Raw genomic sequence first — 18969 nt, forward strand, 5'->3', positions numbered from 1 at the left:
ATAGTAAAAAATGAAGGGGTAATGCGATGAAAACATATAAGGATCAGATGAAGAAGTCCGTTTTGCTTATCGAAGATGAAAAAAGCCTCGCACGTTTTATCGAACTCGAACTTGAGCACGAGGGGTTTGAGGTAACAACGGTATATGAAGGGCGTGAAGGCCTGGAAAAAGCATTGAATGATCACTGGGGCATCATCATTCTTGATGTCATGTTACCAAACTTAAATGGCTTTGAAATATGCAGAAGGATTCGAAGCAAGAAACAGACCCCGATCATTATGTTGACTGCAAGGGACAGCGTGATCGATCGAGTTTCCGGGCTTGATAGCGGAGCTGACGATTATATACCGAAACCATTTGCAATCGAGGAACTTTTGGCACGAATCCGTTCGATTTTACGACGCACGGAAACAGAAAGCGATCAAAACAATGCTGTTCTAAATTTTAAAAATGTAAGCCTTGATACAGCAGCACGCGTAGTTACGGTGGATAAAGAACCGGTTGAATTAACGAAGACCGAATACGAATTATTACTTGTGTTTATGAGAAATATTAATCGTGTCTTATCGCGTGAACTTCTGCTGGAACAAGTATGGGGCTACGACACACCCGTTGAGACAAACATTGTTGATGTGTATGTTCGATATCTGCGAAACAAGCTGAAATCTTCTGCCGAAGACAGCATCATTCAAACGGTAAGAGGGGTAGGATACGTGATGAGGGAATGAAGCATTTCACCCATAAATTACAACAACTACCTATCGTATGGAAACTGACCATTTGGTCATCGTTCCTAATGGTGCTTCTGTTTACAGCTTATAATGCCATGCAGTATTACGTGATGAATACTTGGATGTATAAACAGGAAGAAACGCGTATTCGCCAGACAAGCAGTCAGATAAAAGCGTTCTTTCTCGATACAAAGAGAGATCCGATCACGGAAATAACAAGAAACAGTACTTTTTTTTCTAGTTTGAACGAAAAGGACCAATTCATACGTATATTAGATGAAAACGGAAATGTAATATTCACGATAGAGAATCAGCTCTCTGCCAACTGGGTACCGGCGCAGTCTACGGATATTCAATATATGATGGACTATTGGCATGAAGATGACCATTTACTGATTATCCGAACCCCATTTGCTGTAGATACTTACAAAGGCACCATAGAAATTGCTCGCAATCTAGAAAATTTTGATGATCTGAATCATGTTATTCTGTTTTTTTATGTCCTTGGCGGGATCGGGGCGATCATTTTGAGCGGATTAGGCGGGTATATCATTTCCCGTCAATTGGTGAAACCAATCAAAATCATGATCAATACCATGCAAAAGATTCGCAGTGAACGCAATGAAGGTTTGGCATTACGTGTTCAACTATTTCATAATAGAGATGAGTTTTCTGAACTCGCTGCCATTTTTAACGGAATGATGGACAGCCTTGAGGACTCGTTCCACCAACAGAAGCAATTCGTTGAAGATGCTTCGCATGAATTACGTACGCCTATTTCGATCATCGAAGGACACCTGTCCTTGCTCCATAGATGGGGAAAATCAGATCCGAAAATCCTGGAAGAATCTTTGACGTTGGCACTAGAGGAGACAAAACGGCTAAAATCAATTGTCATGGAACTACTTGAACTAAGCAGGGCAGAGATCAAACCGAATTTACAAATGGTGAAGCCGATCCATCCACTACCAGTCATTACGAAAGTCATTCAAAATTTTTCTATCCTTTATCCTGATTTTACGTTCCATACCGATTTGCAACTCAACCAGGATCACTACATTGCCATTACGGCCCATCATTTCGAACAAATTTTACTCATTTTGCTTGATAATGCGGTTAAGTATTCCGCATCCCAAAAAACGATCGAGATCCTCGGCAAAGAAGAGGAAGGGCACATTTTATTGACGGTAAAAGATTATGGACAAGGCATTCCCAAAATGGACCTACCCAAGATATTTAACCGTTTTTATCGTGCTGATAAAGCAAGAAGTCGAGCCAAGAGTGGAGTTGGCTTAGGATTGTCGATCGCATATCGTTTGGTTACAAACTATAAAGGAGACATCCACGTGGAAAGTCGCGAAGGCGTTGGCACCAGTTTTACCATGAAATTCCCTTCCAGATGGATGGGAGTATCCTAAAATAAGGGAACGATAGGGGAGAAAGTATGAAACAAAGGCTGCTGTATCTTATCTTTTTCTCTTTCTTCATTCTATTCGTTAGTTCGGTCTGCGTGGGGGCCACCGTTGCCTATAAAACGACTGGCAACCGAACGATCCCTACGGGGTATAAGGCAGATCATATTGTGATTGTAGTGGAAGAAAATCATTCTTATCGTCAGATTATCGGTAACAAAGCCGCTCCATTTATGAACTCGTTGGCCAAACAGGGGGCTTTGTTTACCAACGCTCATGGAATCCAACATCCCAGTCAGCCCAATTATTTAGCCCTGTTCTCTGGTTCCAATCAAAATGTTTACGATGACTCTTGCAACCACACCTTTTCCACGGCCAACCTTGCGACGGAACTAATGGGCGTTCACTTGACCTTTGGCGGATACTCGGAGGATATGCCAAAAGTTGGTTATACGGGGTGTTGGTATAAAGGATACGCTCGGAAACATAATCCGTGGGTAAACTTTACCAATGTTCCTCCCCGTGTCAATATGCCGTTAACAAGCTTTCCAACGGATTTTTCCAAACTTCCCACGGTGTCGTTTGTCATACCGAACCAACAAAATAATATGCACGATGGGAGTGTGCAGCAAGCCGATTCATGGTTGAAAAATCATATGCAGGCCTATATCGCTTGGGCACAAAAACATAACAGTATGTTAATCGTCACATGGGATGAAGACGATTTTTCAGCCGCAAATCAGATTCCGGTTATGATGGTTGGCCCGATGATCCGACCGGGTATTCATCAGGAAAAGATCAACCATTACAGTGTTCTTCGAATGATCGAAGATGTTTATCATCTCAGGCATCTGGGCAATAGTGCAACCGCTCCTCAGATTGTAAACATTTTTAAATAAATGGGGAAAGCCGTGCAGAAATAAGTCTGCACGGTTTTGCTGATAATTTTACGGAAGTAGGAAAAGGAAATGACAAGAGACTCGCTTGTAAAAGGTACCGTAATTCTTTCTGTTGCTTCTTTTATTACCCGTTTCCTCGGGGTGATACAAAGAGTTCCCTTGATCTACTTACTCGGAACGGAAGCGTTGGGAAGCTATGGAATTGCAAATAACTTGTATACCACGTTACTTGTCATAGGAACAGCTGGTATGCCTAGTGCTCTAAGTAAAATGATTTCCGAAAAAACTTCTCTTGGTCAGTTTGACGAAGCAAACCGAATCTTTCGCGCAGCCATTTCGTTTGCCATTGGAATTGGCATCATGATGAGTGCTCTCTTGTACGTAATCGCGCCTTATTACGCAGCAATTTCGGGTGACCCTCACGCAACTCTGGCTACGAAAGCAATTGCGCCGGCACTTTTGATTTTCCCGCTGATTTCGATTATGCGCGGGTACTTTCAAGGACGGCAGCACATGTTGCCGGTTGCCATCACGCAGATCATGGAACAATTTGTACGATTGGTGACTTCGTTAAGCTTGGCATATCTGCTCATCGGAATGGGCAAGGAATGGGGGGCGGCTGGCGCTTCCCTGGGTGGCGTTGCCGGAGGTTTGGCTGCCTTGACAGTTTTGATCTACCACGTTATCAAACTTCAAAAAAAGGACAAGAAACAAAACAGAAAGTTGGCTGGCGATCCTTCAACCACTGTTGATAACCCGGCTGCAACTATCATGACCTATAAAGATATTTACGCAAGTTTGCTTAAACTATCCATACCGATCGTCATTTTCTCGATGACGGTTTCGTTGATCTACACGATTGATTCATCCACCATCATTCCACTGCTAAAAGGTCATTTTCGGACGAGTCAAGCGAAGGAAATTCTCGGAATTCTGGTTGGGATTGCACAACCAATCGCAGGGTTGCCCATTATTCTCGCAATCGCACTCAGCCAATCCATCGTGCCGATTGTGTCGTCCGCCCATTCTCGACATGATACGGAAGAAGTGAAAAAACAGACCTCAAAGGTTCTGCAGCTATCCGTTTTATCGGGCTTGCCCATGGTTCTTGCCATATGCATCGGTGCCAGACCATTGGCAGGGATCTTAAATTATGGAGGAACCGACCTTGGCCACGTGTTTGGACCAAACATGATCATTTTCGTTACAGCAAGTTCCCTGTTTCAAATCATGATGCAAACATCTGGCGCAGTCTTGATGGGCATGGGAAAAATGCGTGTGCTTATGTTCAGTGTGGCCATGGGAATCGCGACAAAGGTGTGCGGCAACTATTTGTTGTCCCCATTGTACGGTATATACGGGATCCTTTCTGCCACGTTATTGTGTTTTATCGTGATGATGAATATCAATCTTCATTTTTTAAGGAAAGAAGTATGTTTTCAAATACTGCCCGTTCGTCGTTGGATCGGCTTAATCGTCAGTACCGTTACCATCATTCTGCTTGGCACTTGTTTGGAGATGTTGACCCGCACATACAATCATGTTTTCAAGTGGGATGTTTTCATTCAAGTGACCAACGCCATCATGGTATGCGGATTTGTACTTTTGTTATATCCCATGATGCTCATCTTGACAAAAGTGGTGACCAGAGACCAATTCGAAAACTTGCCTGCTCCGCTCCAAAGAATATTGCCGATAAAAAATAAAAGGATGCATGACCAATCCTCATAGAACATTTCGCGGCATCTAAAGGAACAAAATCAATCAAAGATAGGGTGTAAGGAATGCTGCATCAATTAACGGAATTCCTCTCATCATGGGCGACCGCTCTCGTCGAGACTTTCGGCCACTATGGCGTATTCATCGGAATGATCATCGAAAGTGCCTGCATCCCCTTGCCAAGCGAAGCGATTTTGCTGTTCGGCGGATTCCTGGTTTCAAAAGGGATGTTGAGCTTCTGGGGGGTTGTTGCTGCAGGAGTATTTGGAAATAGTATCGGATCTGTCGCCACTTTTTGGATAGCTGCAAACGGAGGGCGTACCTTCCTCGAAAAGAACGGCAAGTATTTCTTTGTTCATATGGATCACCTGGTCAAGGCAGAACGATGGTTCACGAAATATGGGGAGATGGCTGTCTTTTTTGGCCGTAACTTACCTGTTGTCAGAACGTTTATTTCATTTCCGGCAGGTATGGCAAAAATGAACGTTGTCAGGTTTGTTACGTTTTCCTTTATCGGTTGTATCCCATGGAATCTCGCATTTGTATACCTCGGCGTCAAATTGGGCGATCACTGGCAAATGGTCGAGCCATATCTCCATCCGATCAGCTATGTCATTCTTGCCGGGTTTGTGATGAGTGCGGGATGGATTTTGTATCGAAAGATAAGAAATCCTAAATGAAGAAAGGAATTTGAATGCTAGTTAATGATCAAAATCAATATTATTCAGGAAGGTATTTTCCTTGTCTGGGTTCAGTTCAAAACCGTGGTTGATCTTCTTGTGTTTGTGAATATATCGTCAAAAAATTGCAAATTTCAGGGATTGATCATCGTGAAATCTCGTGTTAGTTTATAACCGTATTTCCCATTGGCAAATTTCACTATCCATGTCCTGTTAATCGGAGGGGGAACAACATGAAATGGACGATCGGCAAGAAATTGGTCGGCGGTTTTTTATCAGTCGCGCTGCTTTTGGTATTGGTGAGCGGCATCTCTTTTTATTTTCTGAAGAAAGTGGACAGCTCGTATTCCGATTTGATTGACAAAAAGGCGGCTATCCTCATTAACGCGAAAAATATTCAAGTCAATGCCACGCAATTGAACAGCAGTTTGAGAGACTATCTCCTGTCACAAAATGCGGATGCCCTGAAAAAAATGGAGGATGCCAGCAATCAATTGTCCCAGTTGGTATCCACATCCCTGCAAATCGCCGAAATCCAGGAAAACAAAGATGCACTGCGCAAAATCGAACAATTGAACAAGCAGTACAAGGAATCCGCAGCTCAAATCGTCTCGGTAAGCCCGGAAGAAGCCTTGGCCATTGCCAATGCTTCCTTGATCCCTGTTTCCAGGGAGATGCGATCGATCGCTGACCAGATCAGTGAGCGGCAGCAAAAAATGATGACGCAAGCCTCGCAGGAAAACACCGCCATGGTAAACGGGGTTGTGACAACCGTATCACTCATCAGTGTGATTGCCATTGTCCTGGTGCTTTGCATTGGCTATTTTATTTCCAGATTGATTTCCCAACCCGTTGTTACCCTCTCATCCGCTGCGGAAAAAATTGCTTCGGGAGACCTGACGGTAGACGATATTCAGGTGAAGAACAGGGATGAAATCGGGGAACTGGCTCATTCCTTCAATGTCATGAAAACCAATTTGCGCAACCTGATTCACCAGGTGGGCATCCATGCGGAACAGGTGGCAGCATCTGCTGAAGAACTGACCGCCAGTGCTGAACAAACCAGTAAAGCGACGGAGCAGATCGCTTCCACCATCCAGGAAGTAGCCGCGGGCTCCGAACAGCAAGCCGTCAGCGTAAGCCAGAGCGCCCAGTCTGTGAATGAAATGGCCCAAGGAATTCAGCAAATTGCGACAAACGCCCAGCAGGTATCCACGTCTTCCCTGCAAGCAGCCCAGATGGCAGAGGAAGGGAATCGGGCGATCCAGACCGCTAACGATCAAATGGAATCGATTCACACCAAGGTGAATGACCTGGCGGACGTGATCAAAGAATTAGGCGATCATTCAAAGGAAATCGGTCACATTGCCCAAGTGATTACGGAAATTGCTTCGCAAACGAATCTGTTGGCATTGAACGCAGCGATTGAAGCGGCAAGAGCCGGTGAACACGGCAGGGGATTTGCTGTCGTTGCGGAAGAAGTAAGGAAACTTGCGGAGCAGTCGGCCGGGTCTGCCAATCAGATCAACGACTTGATCTCGATCATCCGCGGACAGATGGAAAAAACGCTCGCGTCCATGGACCAGGTAAAAGGGGAAGTGAGCGAAGGCATGGCCGTAGTCACCCAGGCGGGAAGCTCTTTTGAGCAGATTCAACGCTCCGTGGATGCTGTTGCTGTTCAGATTCAGGAGGTATCCGCCGGTGCGCAGCAGATGTCAGCCTCTGTGGAGGAAATCGTGAAATCGATCACGTTAATCCGGGAAGTGGCGAAAGAAACAGCAGCAGGAACCCAGAATGTTTCCGGTGCTGCTGAAGAACAATTGGCCGCGATGGAAGAAATCACTTCTTCCGCCTCGGCTTTGTCCAAGATGTCTGCAGAACTTCAGAACATCCTTTCAACATTCAGGCTGTAGGGAATCACTCATGTGGCCTCATCGTTTTGATGAGGTCTTTCTTTTTTTTCAAGGTGACTTCTTCGGTTGGAGTACGGCATTTTTACGAAGCGCCTGCAAAAATAGGTAATCGGAGGAGTAACCTCCAGCGGATGATGATTCATAAATTATACTCGCAGAGGGGTATTCAACATATTGGACGGTTTCATCCGTTGAGTCGTTGTTTTGCAAGAGATCTTTGCGGTATTGATCTTGCCCGTTCCTGGTTGCGGAGTCGAAGCAGGCTATTCCAAGAGGAAGCGGAGGTGGCGAACATGGATGATTTCAAAAAAGAACTCAAAAAGTTGAAAGCTGCCGAATTCAAGGCGGGGGAACTGACGCCGTGGGAAAATGAAAGCCAGAATGATACCTCTTTGGTTCAATTCGGCCGCTGTAATTGTTCTGGCCGATGCAGCTGCAACTGCCGGTGCAGCTGTTCTTGCAGTTGTTCTTGCAGTTGTTCTTGCAGTTGTTTCTGCACCTGTTTCTGTTTTTTCCGCTGCAGTCGTTGTTCCCGTTGTTTCTAAGTATCCTGACGGAATCCGTGGCTGCCTGAGGAGAAGTGGTCGCCCCTGCATAGCCAAGAAGTACGGCTGGCAGGGGTTCTTTTCTTTAAGAGCCGGCATGATGGACAATGAGCAGTACATAAGATGTGGTGAACGTGATGGCACTGATTGGCAAAGATCAAGGTAAGGAGGAGTGAAATGACCAAGCTGACCCCTTCTATGCGTCTGAAGGTGAAGGGAGACACGTTTTTTCTCCCGGATCCAAGCGGCAGCGTGTATTTTCGGAACAATGTGGGTTCGTTCCGGATGGAAGGCAGTACGATCGATCAGTGGATTGAAAAACTGCTCCCGATGTTTAACGGGGAGTACTCCCTGGAGGATTTGACAGACGGATTGCCGGACGAATACCGGGACAGGGTGTATGAAATTGCAGAGCGGTTGTACCAAAACGGCTTTGTCCGGGATGTCAGCCAGGATCGTCCGCATCAATTGCCGGATGAGGTGCTCCAGACGTATGCGTCGCAAATTGAATTTTTGGATAACCTGGGCGGTTCGGGGGCGTACCGTTTTCAGACCTATCGTCAGGCCAAGGTGTTGGCAGTCGGCTCCGGCCCCTTTGTTGTTTCGCTGGCTGCGGCGCTGCTCGAATCCGGCTTGTGCCGTTTCCACTTGCTGATCACGGACTCGGTGCCGACCAATCGGCAGCGCTTGGCAGAATTGACGGCGCATGCCCGCCAAAAGGACCCCGAGGTCGCGATCGGGGAGGTGCAGCAGGAGGGCGGGCGCTCCTGGCGGGAGGCTGTGCAGCCGTTTGATGCGATTCTGTATGTGTCGCAGAATGGCGATGTCGAGGAACTGCGCGTTCTGCAGGCGGTTTGCAGGGAGGAGGGGAAGGTGTTTCTCCCCGCCGTGTACCTGCAGCAGGTGGGGCTGGCGGGGCCGCTGGTCCATCCGGATGCGGAAGGAGGTTGGGAGTCGGCGTGGCGCCGTCTGCACCAAACCGCGCTGAGCAAGGATACGGAGGTGCACCCCTACTCTTCCACAGCGGGAGCGATGCTGGCAAATGTGATCGTGTTTGAATGGTTTAAAACGGTTACGGGGGTCGAATCGGAACGGAAGAATCAATTCTTCCTGCTTGATCTGGAGACGCTGGAAGGAAACTGGCATTCGTTCCTGCCTCATCCGCTGGTGACCGGGCGTCCGGCGGCCGAATGGATTCACGATCTCGATGCGCGGCTGGAGCGGGATGCGGACAGAGGGGAGTCGAACGGCCTGCTCCCGTTCTTCGGCACGCTGACATCGGCGGAATCGGGGATTTTCCATGTTTGGGACGAGGGGGAGTTGAAGCAGCTGCCGCTGGCTCAATGCCGCGTTCAGGCTGTCGACCCGCTGGCGGAGGGACCGGCAGCACTGCTGCCGGCGCTAGTCTGCACAGGATTGACACATGAGGAGGCGCGGCGGGAAGCGGGTCTGTCAGGGATCGAAGCGTATGTGTCGCGCATGCTCGGACAGATCGTGTTGCCTCTTCCTCCACAGCAGGAAACAGATGGCAGGATGGCCGTTCCGCAGGAATTTGTCGGCGTCGGGGTGGGGGAAACCGCTGCGGAGGCGGTCTGTCGCGGGCTGCAAACGTGCTTGACCGAAGAGCTGGGCAAGCAACAGATGGTTCAGAAGCCTGCTGTCTCCCGGGTGCAGTTGAGCGCGGTTGAGGATCAACGCTGCCGGTTTTATCTGCAGGCGCTGACCACGCTGCAGGGAGCGCCGGTGATCGGCTTGGGAGCGGAAGTGTCCGGCTTCCCGGTGGTTTGGGTTGGTACGGGCGGACGCTGGTATGGCAGCGTGGGCCTCACCGTGACAGCGGCGCTGCGGAAGGCGCTGCAGCAGGCGCTGCTGCAGGCACAAAACCACGAGGCGTTCCTCATGCCGCAAGCGTTGGAGGTTTCAGCGGTGCTTCTGGACGATCAGGAGCAGCAAAGCCTGGTGATCCCCGCCTATGAAGAGACGGCGCAAGCGGAAGTGCTGCAGTCCGCTTTGCAGGTTTTGAAACAGCACCGCAAGCGGCTCCTGGTCTTCGATCTGGCAGTGGAAGCCTTTTTGAAAGAGGAAGAACTGGCAGGCGTGTTTGGCGTGTTGCTGCGAGAGGAGGAATCCTGGTGAGCGCTGTCGTTGTGGTTGTCGGTGAAGGGCAGTTGGCGGACTTCGTGGCCGGCGAACTGTCCGCCCAAGTCCAGGTCGTGCGGCAGGCCGACTGGCAGGCAGGCGTACCGGAAGCGGCGGATTTGGCACTGGTGCTGCACGATTCGTGGCACCCTTCCGTTCATCACGAGGCGGAAAAGGCGCTGCAGCCGGCCGGCATCCCTTGGCTGCGCGGTTTCGTTTCATTTGGAGAAGGCGTGGTAGGGCCGTTGGTTCGTCCAGGTACGCCAGGGTGCTCCCAGTGTGCGGACCTGCGGCAGCTCAAAGCGGGACGCGACCGCAAGGAGATGTGGGAACTGCAGCAGGGGTTGGCGGCACACGGGGGAAAGCCGCGCGACGCATGGGCATCGCGAACGGGTGTTTTGCAGGTGGCTCACTTGCTCGCGGCGGAGGTCCGGAGGGTGCTGCAAGGCAGCCAGGCACACACGGAAGGACGGGTGTTTTTGATCAACCTGAAAACGCTCAGGAGTTCACGCCACTTCATTCTGCCCGACCCGCTGTGTTCCGTATGCGGTCAAGTACCTGACGATTCGGCGAGTGCCGCCCGCATTGCGCTGAACCCCAGTCCAAAGGTCAGCGCCGACAGTTACCGCTGCCGTCCGATGGATGACCTGAAGGAAGTGCTGGTCAAAGATTATCTGGATTTCCGGACCGGCTTTTTGAACGGGAAAATGCGCGACCTCGTTTCACCATTTGCCGATTTGAGTGTGAATCTGCCGCTGTTCTCGGGGGACGAATCCACGGCCGGCCGGACTCATTCCTATGCGGAAAGCGAGTTGACCGCCATTTTGGAGGGGTTGGAGCGGTACTGCGGGATGGCCCCCCGTGGCAAACGAACGGTGATCCACGACAGTTACCGCAACCTGGCGGATCAGGCGCTCGATCCCGTCGTGGTAGGATTGCACACGGCGGAACAGTATGCGCGGCCTGGTTTTCCATTCAAACCGTTTGATCCTGACCAACCGATCGATTGGGTATGGGGCTATTCGTTTTTGCAAGAGCGTCCGCTTCTGGTTCCGGAGCTTCTCGCCTATTACAGCCTGGGCTGCGGGGAAGGGTTTGTTTACGAAACCTCCAACGGCTGCGCATTGGGGGGAAGTTTGGAAGAGGCGATTTTCTACGGCATTTTGGAAGTGGTGGAGCGCGATGCGTTCCTGATGACCTGGTACGCCAAGCTGCCTCTCCCGCGCCTTGATCCTTATTCCGTGAACGACCGGGAATTGCGGTTGATGCTAGAACGATTGCAGGCGGTGGCGGGATTTGAGGTGTATTTGTTTAACGCGACGATGGAGCATGGGATTCCCAGCGTATGGACGCTGGCGAAAAACAGGAAACAGCAGGGCGTGAATCTGATCTGTGCGGCCGGTGCCCATCCGGACCCGATTCGGGCGGTAAAAAGCTCGATACACGAGGTTGCCAGCATGCTGCTGACGCTTGACGGAAAATTGGAGGCACACCGGGAGGAGTATGTGCGCATGCTGCACGATCCGTACCTGGTGCAGAAGATGGAGGATCATTCCATGCTGTACAGCTTGCCGGAAGCGGAAGAGCGCCTGCATTTTTTGCTGGATGAAAACCGGCCGCTGCGCACGTTTGACGAAGAATACAGGCAGCCGGCCAGGCATGCGGACCTGACCGATGATCTGAGGGAGATTCTCCAGGCTTTTCGCCGGCTGAACCTCGATGTGATCGTGGTGGACCAGACGACCCCGGAAATCCTGCGAAACGGGCTGCATTGCGTGAAAGTGCTGATTCCCGGGATGCTGCCGATGACGTTCGGCTATCACCTATCGCGAGTGACCGGGCTGGAGAGGGTGCTGCGAGTACCGGTGGAGCTCGGATATGCGAAGCAACCGCTGACGCTTGAACAGCTTAATCCCCATCCGCATCCGTTTCCATAAGCAGTAACCAGGAGGGAGGAGGATGAGTCTGGAGACATTTCTGTACAATCTGCATTTCGACACGGATAAGGCCAGACCGATCGACCTGGAGGTGGATTGGGAAGACGCCCCGCTTCCGTATAAGCTCTACCGAGGCTTGCCTGTCGTTCCGTTATCCCCGGAGGTACCGCTGACGCTCGAGGGACGGGAAGCGCCCGCGAAGCCGGACCTGAGCGGAATCGGTCATTTTCTCTGGTACGTATTCGGGCTCACACAAGTCTGCCAGTCCTATTTTGCTGCGGATTCCACGGAACAAGAGGCGTGGCCCATGCAGTCGCTTCGGCGGTTTCTGCCTTCCGGCGGGGCGCTGTACCCAAGCGAAATATACGTGTATCTGAAGATCGAGGATTTGCCTGCCGGGGTGTACCATTATGATGTGGCCCATCATCGCTTGGTGTTGCTGCGCGAAGGCCATTTCGACAGCTATCTTGCCCGGGCGCTTGGCAACCGTTGTGACGTATCGGCTTGTTTTGGCGCTGTTTTTGTGTCGACCATGTTTTGGAAAAATTTCTTTAAATACCATAACTTTGCCTATCGCCTGCAAGGGCTGGATGCCGGCGTGCTGATCGGGCAGCTGCTGGAAGTGGCGAAACGGTTTGGCTTCGAAGCAGGGGTGTACTTCCAATTTCTTGATCGGGCGGTCAACCATCTGATGGGGTTATCCGAACAGGAAGAGAGCGTGTATGCGGTTGTTCCGCTGTCGGTGAAGCCAGCGGCCGCCTGGTTTGCCAGCGGGTATGACGAAGAGCGGATGATCTCTGCCGCCGCATTGTGCCGGGAGCTGACAGCGGTTAAGCATGATCACTACGTCCGCTCGCGGCGGGTTAAGGCTTATCCGATGCTGCTCAAAATGAACGAAGCATCCCTGCTGGAATCCCTGCAGCCGTTTCGGCGGAGCGGGGGGAAGAAAAACGCTGCCGGTGAGGGGCAGGCGGTAGCTCTCCCCCATGTGAAGCGGTTGTCGTATGATCTGGCGTCGGTCTGCCGAAAGCGGTATTCACCGGAGATGGATTTCGTATTGGGCCAGGTAAGCCAGGCGAAACTGGCCATGTTGCTGCATGAAGCGACAGCTTCCTTCAGGTATCGAAATGATTTGGATGGAGCAGAGGAGAACCCCATACCCCGTGTCTCCCTGTATGGCTGTTTGTATAACGTGGAAGGCGTTCCGGATGGGGCTTACCAGTATGACAGCGCTGCCCATGCGCTGCGGCGGGTGCGTCCGGGCGATCAGCGTCACCGGCTCCAGCAGGCAATGTCTCTGGATAATGTCAATCTGTTCCAGGTACCGCTCTGCCTGCACGTGGCAGGGGACAGGGATCACCTGATCACGGCGCTGGGGTACAGAGGATACCGCATCCAGCAGATGGAAGCGGGGATGCTTGTACAGCGCGTATTGCTGGCGGCGGCCGCCATCGGGATGGGGGGGCACCCGCTCCTCGGCTATGATGCGAACGCGTGTGATGAGATCTATCGGATGGCTCCACACGAAAAAACCAGCCTGATCCAAATCCCGGTCGGCCCCCATCGTCAGCGCGCACGGCTGGAAGGAGGTTTGCACAGCTAGGGAATACTGCCATATAAAAAAATCGCCGGGGTGGGTCAACCGGCGATGACGGGTCCAATATGAAGCGGCGATGGCCGAAATAGACGCCGGGCAATCGGCTTATCGTTTAAAGAGCGCCAGTATCCCAAATATGACCGCAATGAGAAATCCGCCAACCCGCAGAAACAAGGTCAAAAATTCCAAGAGCACTCCCGTGAAGATCGGAGGGATCGGCATAAGGGTAAATCCTAGCCCGACAAGAAAGCAAGTAAGATTGCGGCTCATCCACTTATCCCCTTTCCACTCAGACGTTTGTAAAGAGTATTCAATGGGGGAAAGCATTTTGCCGGTCCAACAAGAAAAAGGCCGCTGTCCGGGGACCGATAGAATGTCCGTCATCCACGGGTTCAGTCGGCAACAGATCATGGATGATCCGAATGTGGTCCCAACTACTTAAATAACCCCGCCGACTTAAGCGAACGCTCCACCCACTCGGCGATAACTAACGCTTTGCCAAGTGGGGTCCCTTGCTGGTGTCGGCGGGGGCCCCAAAACTTTCTTCGTCACTTTATCATTTTAATGAACTTAAAAATTCCTATTTGCTCAAAAAGCCCTTGGCCTTGCCTGTTGGCAAAACCAAGGGCCCACACTCCCGCCTGCCTGCTTGGAGCAAGCTTCGGGATGGCGTGTCCATGCCTTGCTTTACGCTTTTTTCCGGAAGAGACTGATCACCGAGACCAACAGCGCAAGCCCGGAGAGAACCAGCGGCCATGTGTTGCCAGAGGCAGCAGAATCGCCTTGCTCTGCAGGAGCCGCTGCCGATTGGCCGGCCTCCTGGTTCCCTGCCGCTTTGTTGGCATCCGCGTGGTCACCCTCTGCCTGGGTTCCTTCCTTCACCACGACGGTAGGCGCCGGGGTATCGGAACCGTCAGCACCGGTCCACTCGACCACCGTGCCGTCCGCGTACGTCTGATACGCTTTCCACGACAGGGTGCCCGGTTCGCCGGGGTTTTTGGCGGAGAGGCCGAACTCCATGAATTCATGCGGCTTGATTCCGCCGTCTGTGGCTGTCCAGGTGATGGCCTTGAACCGGCCGTCCGCGTCATTTTCCCACGCGTAAGTCCAGCCGGGAACCGGCAGAACCGTGCCTACCTTTACCCCCTCCGGAAACTCCAGACGCACTTTGACGGTATTGCTCTCCTTTTCCACCGGGACGCGGATGGTATAGCGCTCATAAGCAGACGCTTTCGTCTCCTTCGGCCAGACGGTGACATGGGCGCTGGCCGTTCCCGCAAAGGCCAGGACAGTTCCGGCAACGGCGAGCGTGCTTATCCATTTGTTCCATTTCATCTTCATCGAGTATCTCCTCCTCCAGGAATAAACAGAGTGTCGCTGAATGCTGCATGCGTGCCATTTTTGAAGGCGGCATCGATGCGATAGCTCCACGTGCCGTACATGGAAAACGGGACGTGCGCCTCATAATGCCCGGTTCCCGTTCGCTCGGCAGGGATGGGCTCCCTCTTCACCGCCGCGTCCGGTTTGGACATCTGCACCAGGACTTGCTGCGGTTCATTCTGTGGTGCGACATGGAAATCAATGGTCATGATCTGTGTGCCGGGCGCCACCCGGGGGATGTGCACCTCCACGTGCGCTTCACGTGTGAGAAAAGTTTTGGAGTAGGACGTCACCGGCAGGGGATATGCCGACTGGCTCATCAAGACGCCGGCCAGCACGGCCGCCGCGCCAGCCCCCCATTCCCAGCGCAGCAGGGTTGGCGACATCAGCCGGCCGTGCTGCCGCCACCGCAGGGTCTGCGTGATCGCGAGCAGGAGCATCGCATAGATCAGCAGCACCTTGAGGCCAAGCCATATGCTCCACGCCTGTCCATTGCTCCACAGGGGAACCCAATCCGTTTGCTGGAAGGTCATGGCGATGCCGGAGAGCAGCGCCGTGCCGGACGCGAGGAACGCCAGCCGGACAAAGGAGCGGCGAAACGTCATCCAGTCGATGGCCGCACCCGATTTCCTTTCCCGGCGCAGCGCGAGGAGTAGGCAGGTCAGAGCCCCCAGCCACAGCGACAGGGAATACAGGTGCAGGATGCGAAGTGCTGCAGCCAGCCACACCGGGTGTATGCCCCAAGCGTGCCCGCCAAACGCCAGCGCGCCGACGGAGAGTGCCCACATGGCAAGGTACCAGCCTTCCGCCATACCCGGCAAGGCGAGAAGGAGCATGAGCGCGAGCTGCACGCCGACCATCTGCAGGAAGGGAGACTGCCCGAGGATCGCCCACTCTCCTTTCCCAACCAGGGAAGCCAGCCCGTTCCCCGGCAAGCCCGCCAGATAGAGAAGCCCTTCCGCGATCAGACCAGCGAACAGGACGAACCATCCCGCCCGTCGTCCGCGGCCGATCGCGTATACATCTTCGGGCCAGCCGCGCCGTTGGCCGAACCAGGCGAGCCAGCGGAGTCCGGCTCCCATCAGCAGGATCCCTTCCACGACGTACCGGATTGCCGCCAGGGCAAGGTCGGGAAAGGGGAACGCCTCGACCGAAACGGGGGAGGTTCCTCCGGACACGCTCTGCCCGACCGAAAACGAGAAGGATCCGCTGACCGGGTGTCCGTCTTCCGAGACGACGGACCAGACCACGGTGTACGTGCCGTCGGGCAGCGCAGGCAGCTTCGCGCGCATCCGGGCGGCATCGCCTGCTGCCAGCTCCGGCTCCGCAAGCCCGATCCGGCGCCCGCTGCCATCGTACAGCTTTAGATCGAAGAGCCCTTCTTCCAGTGGCTCGCTAAACGACAGGGTGATTTCTCCGGGGCTTTTCTGCACGATCTGCCCGTCGGAGGGTGTGGTTGCCAGCAGATTGGCATGGGCAAGCACGGGGGAAGAGCCTGCGAAAATCAGCAGCAGTAGGCTCATCCAGCACAGGATGATTCGTCTCATGAGACTCACCTGACTCGTACGAGTAATTACTCCTTTGTAACCGTATCAAGAAAACCGGCAAAGCAGAATGGCTCACTCGGGCTATTTTATCAGGGCATGAAAAAAAAACGGTCATGATGACCGATTACAGTGCCGTGAGCTTGGGATGGATGTTAGCCAAAATCTGATCAACGTCGCTCATGATCCGCGCAAAATCTTGGTTTTTAAAATCGAATGACCATTTATACAACGAGTTGAACGTCCCGTATCGATCTTGCGTGCGACGACCGCCTTTGTTTGTCTCGAAGTCGCAGAGGTCTGCGATTTCTTTCCTCAGCCAATCCAGCTCCCGTTTGGGCAGCTTCTTTTTTTCATCCAGCATTACCTTCAACACAAATGCTTCAAAATTGAACTCCCAATAAAACGTCACGTTGTATCCAAGAATGGTCTTTGCCAGCCAGCCGTTTCGCCAGTTCATGACCGGATTGTTTTGACCGCTGTAAATATCCCATTCAGCATATCGTTTGGAATGTCGTTTCAGGTCGTGGTAGATGTAATAAAACAGCGGAAGCCACGTGCGATAGCCTTTATCCTTCCAGTAGCCTTCATCCCAGAGATGGGGGGCATCCTTGAGATGTGATTGGATACAGGCTCTTCGGAGATCTTCCTCTTTCATCGACTCAATCCACTCTTCGTAGATATGCTCATCAAGATGCAAGCCAGCGAAAACTTCCAAAATTTCAGGCAATCGAAACAGGGTAAAGTGCTGCAATGCAGGCTGAACACAAACGTGAGCGGAGCCGAACAGGAACAGCAAAAATAATACGTCATTCGGGGCGGCGTTATTGGACTGCATAAAATCAGCCTGCGTTCCATGGAGCTGCTCGCTGGTCGGGATGGCATCCACTTTCATCTCGATGACCAGAAACTTGGTGTTTCTGTTTGTCAAGTCGATTTTGACGACGATATCAATTTTTCTTCTGCGACCAAATGCATATTCGGGGATGCAGGTGATCGCTTCGATCTCATGGATCTGAAAATCGATTTGTTTTTTACAGATATTGTGAATTCTTCGCAGGATTTCATATTTTGCATCCATCGGGACGATGCTGTTTTGGGTATCAAGCAGCCAGCTGATGACACCGGTATGCACCCGTTCGAATTGATAGCCGACAATGTTGACAAAATTGCTTTTCATAACTGTTCACGCATCCTTTTCTTACGCTATCATCAAATCCGCTTTATCGAACCCTGCTTTTACCATATCGATTTTGTCTGCGCTTGTCCACCATTCTGCCAATCAACAGAAGGCGAACCCTCATGCAAGGAATAAACGATTGCAATTTTTGGAAAGGTGCATTATGTTACAGTTACATGATGTTGAACGGGTGGTTTATCGTTGCGGCCATCTGTCAACTTCTGGATGGCCGGAGGAGGAAGGGCATGCCAAATCGTCCGTTTCGCAAAAACAAATGCCTGCAAGGGATGTTGAGTGTATACGCGATTTTCTGGCTGTGGATGGCGATCGAGCCCGTTGACCGTTTTGATTGGGTGTTGGAGAATTTGCTGATCTTTGCCGCAGCTATGGCATTGTCGTTGACCTACCGGATCTTTGCCATCTCCAATCTCTCTTACTTCCTGATCCTTCTTTTTCTGTCGCTGCACACGATCGGAGCCCATTATACCTACACGACGACACCGGTTGACGCGATTCTGAACGATTGGTTTCATTTCAGCCGGAATAATTTCGATCGGGTGGTTCATTTCTCATTCGGCTTGTTGATCGCTTTTCCCACACTGGAGTTTCTCATGCGAGCAGCCCGAATGGTTGGGATTTGGCCGCATCTCATGACGGTGGTCTCCATTTTGGCGGCGGGAGCCTTCTACGAATTGATCGAGATGTGGGTCGCACAAATGGTGGCACCTGAGATCGGGACGCTGTTTCTCGGGACGCAGGGCGATCCGTGGGATACCCAGCAGGATATGGCGTTGGCTCTTTATGGCTCCACATTAACGGTTTGCGTTACGGCTGTTGTGAAAAGGGGCCGCAGCCGAAAACGGCACGGAATGGCAACGGAAAGTGCCAACTGAACGGAAGCGGCTTCCCAGGAGGGAAGAGAAGATTTTTCAAACAGATGAATTTTGTTATTGACTTCTTGTTGCTAGGTGTGCTAGAGTTGAATTCGTCGATGTTACGAATTGGTTCCTGGAGCTGTGGTGAAGCTGGAGTTCACGCCGGTCTGTCACACCGGAGGTCGCGGGTTCGAGTCCCGTCAGCTCCGCCATCCAACTTCTTTCCTGTTTTTCTCAGCCGGTGTAGCTCAATTGGTAGAGCACCTGACTTGTAATCAGGGGGTTGTGGGTTCAAGTCCTATCGCCGGCACCATGAATGTGTCATCTGCGGTCATGGCGGAATTGGCAGACGCGCTAGATTCAGGTTCTAGTGGTGGCAACACCGTGGAGGTTCAAGTCCTCTTGACCGCACCATCTT

At 51.9% G+C, this 18969-nt stretch carries 14 protein-coding genes and 3 tRNA genes; 14 read left to right on the forward strand and 3 right to left on the reverse strand.

Features of this window, described 5'->3' with window-relative positions; genetic code table 11:
• The first annotated feature begins 26 nt into the window (after positions 1 to 26).
• The 10 genes from G3578_RS00225 to G3578_RS00270 all read left to right on the forward strand — a co-directional run bounded on the left by G3578_RS00225 (position 27) and on the right by G3578_RS00270 (position 13578).
• Positions 27 to 728: a response regulator transcription factor gene (locus tag G3578_RS00225; RefSeq protein WP_277603086.1), complete on the forward strand. Its 702-nt coding sequence runs from the start codon at positions 27 to 29 to the stop codon at positions 726 to 728.
• Positions 725 to 2149 (forward strand): sensor histidine kinase, encoded by a 1425-nt coding sequence (locus G3578_RS00230; RefSeq protein ID WP_165207525.1) that lies wholly within the window; start codon positions 725 to 727, stop codon positions 2147 to 2149. The genes G3578_RS00225 and G3578_RS00230 overlap by 4 nt, the downstream gene beginning before the upstream one ends.
• A 26-nt stretch (positions 2150 to 2175) precedes the next feature.
• A complete protein-coding gene (locus G3578_RS00235; protein ID WP_165207526.1) occupies positions 2176 to 3042 on the forward strand; it encodes an alkaline phosphatase family protein in 867 nt (288 codons plus the stop codon).
• A gap of 69 nt (positions 3043 to 3111) precedes the next feature.
• Complete coding sequence (locus tag G3578_RS00240; protein ID WP_165207527.1) at positions 3112 to 4773, forward strand: putative polysaccharide biosynthesis protein; 1662 nt, start codon at positions 3112 to 3114, stop codon at positions 4771 to 4773.
• A gap of 53 nt (positions 4774 to 4826) precedes the next feature.
• Positions 4827 to 5441, forward strand: coding sequence for a DedA family protein (locus tag G3578_RS00245; RefSeq protein ID WP_165207528.1), 615 nt, complete (start codon positions 4827 to 4829; stop codon positions 5439 to 5441).
• Between the two features lie 233 nt (positions 5442 to 5674).
• A complete protein-coding gene (locus tag G3578_RS00250) occupies positions 5675 to 7354 on the forward strand; it encodes a methyl-accepting chemotaxis protein (RefSeq protein ID WP_165207530.1) in 1680 nt (559 codons plus the stop codon).
• A gap of 293 nt (positions 7355 to 7647) precedes the next feature.
• Positions 7648 to 7899, forward strand: coding sequence for a heterocycloanthracin/sonorensin family bacteriocin (locus tag G3578_RS21325; protein WP_165207531.1), 252 nt, complete (start codon positions 7648 to 7650; stop codon positions 7897 to 7899).
• 177 nt (positions 7900 to 8076) lie between these two features.
• Positions 8077 to 10035 carry a putative thiazole-containing bacteriocin maturation protein gene (locus G3578_RS00260; protein ID WP_165207532.1) on the forward strand — a complete coding sequence of 653 codons (1959 nt, stop codon included), beginning with the start codon at positions 8077 to 8079 and terminating at the stop codon, positions 10033 to 10035.
• A complete protein-coding gene (locus G3578_RS00265) occupies positions 10032 to 11975 on the forward strand; it encodes a TOMM precursor leader peptide-binding protein (protein WP_165207533.1) in 1944 nt (647 codons plus the stop codon). The genes G3578_RS00260 and G3578_RS00265 overlap by 4 nt, the downstream gene beginning before the upstream one ends.
• A gap of 22 nt (positions 11976 to 11997) precedes the next feature.
• Entirely contained in the window at positions 11998 to 13578 is a 1581-nt protein-coding gene (locus tag G3578_RS00270) for a SagB family peptide dehydrogenase (RefSeq protein WP_165207534.1), read from the forward strand.
• A 681-nt stretch (positions 13579 to 14259) separates the two neighbouring features.
• Here G3578_RS00270 and G3578_RS00275 read toward each other — a convergent pair.
• The 3 genes from G3578_RS00275 to G3578_RS00285 form a co-directional block, all read right to left on the reverse strand.
• On the reverse strand, positions 14260 to 14907 hold the full coding sequence (locus G3578_RS00275) for a YcnI family copper-binding membrane protein (RefSeq protein ID WP_165208355.1): 648 nt from the start codon (positions 14905 to 14907) through the stop codon (positions 14260 to 14262).
• 2 nt (positions 14908 to 14909) lie between these two features.
• Positions 14910 to 16499 (reverse strand): copper resistance CopC/CopD family protein, encoded by a 1590-nt coding sequence (locus tag G3578_RS00280; protein WP_165207535.1) that lies wholly within the window; start codon positions 16497 to 16499, stop codon positions 14910 to 14912.
• 124 nt (positions 16500 to 16623) lie between these two features.
• Positions 16624 to 17676 carry a PD-(D/E)XK nuclease family protein gene (locus G3578_RS00285; RefSeq protein ID WP_165207536.1) on the reverse strand — a complete coding sequence of 351 codons (1053 nt, stop codon included), beginning with the start codon at positions 17674 to 17676 and terminating at the stop codon, positions 16624 to 16626.
• Positions 17677 to 17921: 245 nt separating this feature from the next.
• On the opposite strand from G3578_RS00285, the gene G3578_RS00290 reads away from it, so the two are divergent.
• The 4 genes from G3578_RS00290 to G3578_RS00305 all read left to right on the forward strand — a co-directional run bounded on the left by G3578_RS00290 (position 17922) and on the right by G3578_RS00305 (position 18965).
• Positions 17922 to 18569, forward strand: a complete 648-nt coding sequence (locus tag G3578_RS00290) for a DUF2238 domain-containing protein (RefSeq protein WP_165207537.1) — start codon at positions 17922 to 17924, stop codon at positions 18567 to 18569.
• Positions 18570 to 18686: 117 nt separating this feature from the next.
• A tRNA-Asp gene (locus G3578_RS00295) sits at positions 18687 to 18763 on the forward strand.
• A gap of 25 nt (positions 18764 to 18788) precedes the next feature.
• Positions 18789 to 18864: transfer RNA gene (locus tag G3578_RS00300), tRNA-Thr, on the forward strand.
• Between the two features lie 14 nt (positions 18865 to 18878).
• Positions 18879 to 18965: transfer RNA gene (locus G3578_RS00305), tRNA-Leu, on the forward strand.
• Positions 18966 to 18969 lie beyond the last annotated feature (4 nt).

The organism is Brevibacillus sp. SYP-B805, assembly GCF_011059135.1.
In the GTDB taxonomy this organism is placed as follows: Bacteria; Bacillota; Bacilli; order Brevibacillales; family Brevibacillaceae; genus Brevibacillus_F.

Excerpts from the sequence above, each read along its gene's own strand:
- G3578_RS00250 (WP_165207530.1), top strand. The coding sequence starts at position 5,675 with ATGAAATGGACGATCGGCAAGAAATTGGTCGGCGGTTTTTTATCAGTC.
- G3578_RS21325 (WP_165207531.1), top strand. The coding sequence starts at position 7,648 with ATGGATGATTTCAAAAAAGAACTCAAAAAGTTGAAAGCTGCCGAATTC.
- G3578_RS00245 (WP_165207528.1), top strand. The coding sequence starts at position 4,827 with ATGCTGCATCAATTAACGGAATTCCTCTCATCATGGGCGACCGCTCTC.
- G3578_RS00240 (WP_165207527.1), top strand. The coding sequence starts at position 3,112 with ATGACAAGAGACTCGCTTGTAAAAGGTACCGTAATTCTTTCTGTTGCT.
- G3578_RS00275 (WP_165208355.1), bottom strand. The coding sequence starts at position 14,907 with ATGAAATGGAACAAATGGATAAGCACGCTCGCCGTTGCCGGAACTGTC.
- G3578_RS00290 (WP_165207537.1), top strand. The coding sequence starts at position 17,922 with ATGCCAAATCGTCCGTTTCGCAAAAACAAATGCCTGCAAGGGATGTTG.
- G3578_RS00260 (WP_165207532.1), top strand. The coding sequence starts at position 8,077 with ATGACCAAGCTGACCCCTTCTATGCGTCTGAAGGTGAAGGGAGACACG.
- G3578_RS00230 (WP_165207525.1), top strand. The coding sequence starts at position 725 with ATGAAGCATTTCACCCATAAATTACAACAACTACCTATCGTATGGAAA.
- G3578_RS00280 (WP_165207535.1), bottom strand. The coding sequence starts at position 16,499 with ATGAGACGAATCATCCTGTGCTGGATGAGCCTACTGCTGCTGATTTTC.
- G3578_RS00285 (WP_165207536.1), bottom strand. The coding sequence starts at position 17,676 with ATGAAAAGCAATTTTGTCAACATTGTCGGCTATCAATTCGAACGGGTG.
- G3578_RS00225 (WP_277603086.1), top strand. The coding sequence starts at position 27 with ATGAAAACATATAAGGATCAGATGAAGAAGTCCGTTTTGCTTATCGAA.
- G3578_RS00235 (WP_165207526.1), top strand. The coding sequence starts at position 2,176 with ATGAAACAAAGGCTGCTGTATCTTATCTTTTTCTCTTTCTTCATTCTA.
- G3578_RS00270 (WP_165207534.1), top strand. The coding sequence starts at position 11,998 with ATGAGTCTGGAGACATTTCTGTACAATCTGCATTTCGACACGGATAAG.